Here is a 4,324-nt window from a genome sequence, read left to right on the forward strand (position 1 = left end):
GGCGAGGTCTCCCCATCGGGCATCGTCATCGCGTCCCCGTCGGACGGCGGGCCATCGATGGGTACGTCTCCATCCGGTGTGGACTTCACGACCTCCCCGCAACCCAGGGACGCCAGCACCAGGACCGCAGGCAGACAGCTACGCACGTCCTCATTCTACCTTCCGTGACGGAACAGGAGGCAACATCCAGTACCGACGCGTTCGCCCCTCGGCGACGCCCTCACTTCGAGCCCCGCGCTGGTTTTCCAACGGCGCGCTTGCAGGCGATGACGAATTTCGTTGTAGGCGCGACCCGACACCCGTGGAGCCCGCGATCCCCGCCGCATCACGAGCATCGCGGCCGCGCTGGCGAATTTCACGCGATCGCTCGTGAGGTGCTGGAGTCTCTCGACCCCAACGCTCGTGGCACCGGGGTTGCTCGTGTACCGGGCATGACCAAGACCCTCTGGTTCGCCACCTGTGCCGTGCTCGCGGCCTGCGCCACCGACGAGATCGACGAGATCGATCAACACGAGGCGGCCCTCCTCGACCAACCATCGATCTCGAATGACGGCGACGTCAGCGCCGCCGCCGCGGACTGCACCGTCACGGTGGACAAGGCGTCCGAGCTCATGATCACCGACCTCGCGGTGGTCGAAGACCCCGTGCGCACCCGGTGGACCGGCGCGCTGACGTCAGCCGCCGATGGTGCATGGCACTTCGGCCGCCTGATGACCGAGATGGCAGGCGATAACGACCCGGAGCTCTTCGTGAGGTCGTGGCTGCAGCAGTGGGCCGCCGATCGCACGGTCAACGGACAGGTCGTACCCGCACGCGCGATCCAGCAAGTGCTCTCGGCGTGGCCCAAGCTCTCCACGGGCAAGCTGGACCTCACCCGACCGCCGGTTCGCCTGCTCGCCATCGCGAACCGCTTCGATCTCCGGTCCGCCGGCAACGCCGGCGAGGGCCGCTTCGTGTTCGGCGTCCTCGACCGCTTTGGCAATCCACAGTCCTTCACCATCATCCTCGAGTACAAGCTGCCGGCGGCCACCGCGGCGGCGGTCGCGACGTGGGCCACCGACTGGCACTCGCTGGGCACGTTCGCTCGCGGGTCGACCGGATACCGCAACAAGCTCCAGGCGATCACGCGCAAGTTCTCCCGTCGGGGCGCGTCACCGTCCCGTCCGAACGGCAGCGCCATCTCGCAGGTCCGCACCAACGAGATCGCCATCGGTTCGCCGTGGGAGCTTCGCGAGTTCCATCTGACCACCGCGGGTCAGTTGCGCATGTCGACGCTCGCCCTCACGCCGGCGAACGAGTTCGACAACTCACCGGAGCTGGCCAGCTTCATGACGGCGAACGCCGCCTCGATCAGGGCCCAGACGCACGTCGTGCCGGCGACGTTCCAGGGTGCGCCATTCGCCGCGCCGAACATCCTCAACAACATCGACTTCTGGAACGCGCCCGGAATCACGGACAGCACGCTCCGGTTCCGATTCTCCCTCAACACGTGCAATGGCTGCCATGGCGCCGAGACGTCGACGTTCTTCCTGCACGTGAACCCGCGGGCCGCGGGGCAAGAGGCCCAGCTCTCCAGCTTCCTGACGGGCGTGACGGTGCAAGACCCGGTGGTGCCGACGACGAGCCGCAGGCTCAATGATCTGCAGCGGCGTGCGAATGGCTTCCGCGCCTTTCTCTGTGCACCGTGATGGCCGCCACTCGGTCAGCGCGAAGCGGCCAGAGCCCGCTCGAGCTCGGCGCGGAGTAGCGCCATTTGCTCGGAGGCGAGCCGCTGGCCGACCTGCGCGAACAGCCACAGGCCGCCCATGGCAGCGACCGCGCCCGCGGCCACCCAGAAGGCCCACGTCTGCGAGCTGTCCGGAAGCAGCGCGCCCGCCGCGCCGACAGTGAGGGCCACAGCGCCCACGAGACCCAGCGTCAGGTAGCAGAAGGCGAAGCCGGTCCAGACCGACGGATGGGGGCTGAAGCGCGCGAGGACGTGGGCCTGGTGGCCGCGCGGCGTGACCTCGATCGTGAGCCACGGGGACCAGAAGTGCTGCGCGGTGGTCGGCACGGTCACGACGAGGTGATCCTCGTTGCGCGGCGCGGTCTCGGTGCCGCCCCCGGGGACGCGCGTCCGACGAACCACGTTGGGTGTCTTCTCGAAATGACCGCACACCTGCTCGAAGGTGTCGCGACTCGACGCCGACACCAGCACCTCGACGTGAGGTCGTAGCCCCAGACCCATCTCGCGAGTGTCGGCCGACGAGCCGACAGCTGTCACGAGCTCTCCCGCTCCGGGCTACGCGCAATGTTTGCGCGGGGCCTAGGTGGCCGGCGCGCCATCTGGTGAGGTCACGGCTTGGCGTGCGCAGCGAAGAACTCGCCGACCGATTGAACGAACGCGGGCGTGAACGCGGGGATGTGCGTGCCGCCCTGGATCGTCCACAGCTCCGACGCGCCGCCCGCGGTGCAGCTCTGTGCGGCCAGGACCGGCGTCTCGTTCCCGGCGAGCGCCGCGACGAGATCGAGGGTGGTGCGCTCGGTCGCCTGATCGCAGCCGTTCGCGGCGCTCCAGCGCGAGAACGTGGTCATCGCCGACGGATACACGCCGAAGGCCGTGCCGCCCGTGTAGAGGATGGTCTCGTCGGCGGTCCCGTGGACCTGCGCGACGGCCACCGGCGCGGTTGGCGTACATGCCGCCGGATCGTTCCAGGTCGCGCCGGCAAGACTGACGATGGCCGCGATCCGATCGGCGCGATCGCACGCCATCCGGTGCGCCATGAAGCCGCCGTTCGAGTGACCGAGCAGATAGATGCGCTTCGGATCGACCGAGTACTGCGCCGCCACGTCGTCGATCACGGCCGTCAGGTAGGCGACGTCATCGACGCCCGTACCGCAGCACGCGTTCGTCGCCGCCCAGAACTGCCGGTCGCTCGCGTCTTTCGTGCCGTCGGGGATGGCGTAGAGCCAGGTCTGCGCCTCGGCCACCGGCCGGAACCGGAAGTACTGCTCCTGGATGGAGCCGCTGGCGCCGTAGCCATGCAGCAACACCACCAGCGGCGTGGGCGTCCCGCTCACATAGCCCGTCGGCACGTGGAGCGTGTACGGGCGCTGATCGACGAGCGACGCATCGGGCGTCGCATCGGGTTCGGCGGCATCCGCCGGGGCTGCATCGGCCAAGGCCGGGGCGTCGGGCGTGCCGCTCGCGCTGTCATCACCGCACGCCGCCAGCGTCGCCACGATCAGGAGTGCATGCCGCATGGGCGGCAATCTAGCCTGGAACCGCGACGGGCTCGGGGCTGATCGTCGGAGATGCGAGGACCGCCGACGCGAACTACAGCGACAGCGCGCCGCGTGCCGCGAGGCCTTGCAGGCCGAGCCAGGGGCGCTCTTCGGTGCTGAGGATCCGGTAGCTCGAGTGCGCGGCCATGAACTCGCGACCGCGGAAGCGGCGCTCGAGATCGAAGGCGCACTTGGCGGCCGTCATGCCATTGGAACAGGAGCCGAAGACCTCGACGTCGTCGATGACGCGACCAAGGCCATCGTGGTGGGCCGAGCAGACCTCGACCACGAGCCATTGCTCCGGGTAAGCGACGCGGATCTCGGACCAGCGCATGTCGAAATGCACCCTACGGGCGACGTCGGCCCCGGGCCAATTTTTGGACCCGCTAGCGATCCGGAGCCTTGTCGGGTCCGATCTCGACGTACCGCGCCGGCCGTTCTTTCTCTCCCTCTTCTTTTTCTTTCCGTTCTCCCGACTCGTTCCTCGGCCGGATGTGGCCAATGGGCTCGGGTGTCATCGCCTCGCAGCTCACTCCCCGGACGTTGTAGACCATGTCGATCTTGGGATTGGCCAGGCCATCTCCAATCATCGTCGCCCTCATGCCGTGTTCGACCCCCTGCTCGTACCCCGCCGCGATCAGCAAGTGGGTCTGGGCGTTCTGGACCTTGACCCCGATGATCCGAGCTCGGATGGGGTTCGGCTTTGGCTTCGGTTGTTTGGAACCACTCGCCTTGCCGCCGGCCTTGGCCGGGCTGGCCTTCTCCTCGTATCCGCCGTCGCTCATGAGGTCACCGCTGGTTTGTGCATGGGGCTCGCGTCGGCCACGCCGTCAGCGGGTTGCGGATCTTTTTCTCGAGCGCCGGGCCCGCAGTTCCATAAGTCGAACGATTGCGGAAATTCGCGCTTCCATTCGTGGCGTCTTACGATTTGTTCATTAGGGAGGATTGATGACGCTCACGAAGACCTGGTTGATTGCTTGTGCCCTGGTTGCCACCCCCGCCATCGCGATGGCCGAGGGAGAAGGCGAAGAGGGCGGTGAAGTCGGTGGTGAGGGCGAGG

5 protein-coding genes are annotated in these 4,324 nt (G+C 67.7%); 1 reads left to right on the top strand and 4 read right to left on the bottom strand.

What is annotated here, in order from left to right; genetic code table 11:
- Window positions 1-431 precede the first annotated feature (431 nt).
- Window positions 432-1,688: a hypothetical protein gene (locus tag Q0C41_RS30130; RefSeq protein WP_291990513.1), complete on the top strand. Its 1,257-nt coding sequence runs from the start codon at window positions 432-434 to the stop codon at window positions 1,686-1,688.
- Between the two features lie 14 nt (window positions 1,689-1,702).
- On the opposite strand, the gene Q0C41_RS30135 is transcribed toward Q0C41_RS30130, so the two are convergent.
- From Q0C41_RS30135 to Q0C41_RS30150, 4 genes are all read right to left on the bottom strand, one after another.
- Window positions 1,703-2,263, bottom strand: a complete 561-nt coding sequence (locus Q0C41_RS30135; protein WP_291990515.1) for a hypothetical protein — start codon at window positions 2,261-2,263, stop codon at window positions 1,703-1,705.
- 71 nt (window positions 2,264-2,334) lie between these two features.
- The gene (locus tag Q0C41_RS30140; RefSeq protein WP_291990516.1) at window positions 2,335-3,243 is read right to left on the bottom strand and encodes an alpha/beta fold hydrolase; all 909 of its coding nucleotides are present in this window, start codon (window positions 3,241-3,243) and stop codon (window positions 2,335-2,337) included.
- 73 nt (window positions 3,244-3,316) lie between these two features.
- Window positions 3,317-3,598: a hypothetical protein gene (locus Q0C41_RS30145; RefSeq protein ID WP_291990518.1), complete on the bottom strand. Its 282-nt coding sequence runs from the start codon at window positions 3,596-3,598 to the stop codon at window positions 3,317-3,319.
- 52 nt (window positions 3,599-3,650) lie between these two features.
- Window positions 3,651-4,049 (bottom strand): hypothetical protein, encoded by a 399-nt coding sequence (locus tag Q0C41_RS30150; protein ID WP_291990520.1) that lies wholly within the window; start codon window positions 4,047-4,049, stop codon window positions 3,651-3,653.
- Window positions 4,050-4,324 lie beyond the last annotated feature (275 nt).

The organism is Luteitalea sp. (assembly GCF_022842525.1).
In the GTDB taxonomy this organism is placed as follows: Bacteria; Acidobacteriota; Vicinamibacteria; order Vicinamibacterales; family Vicinamibacteraceae; genus Luteitalea.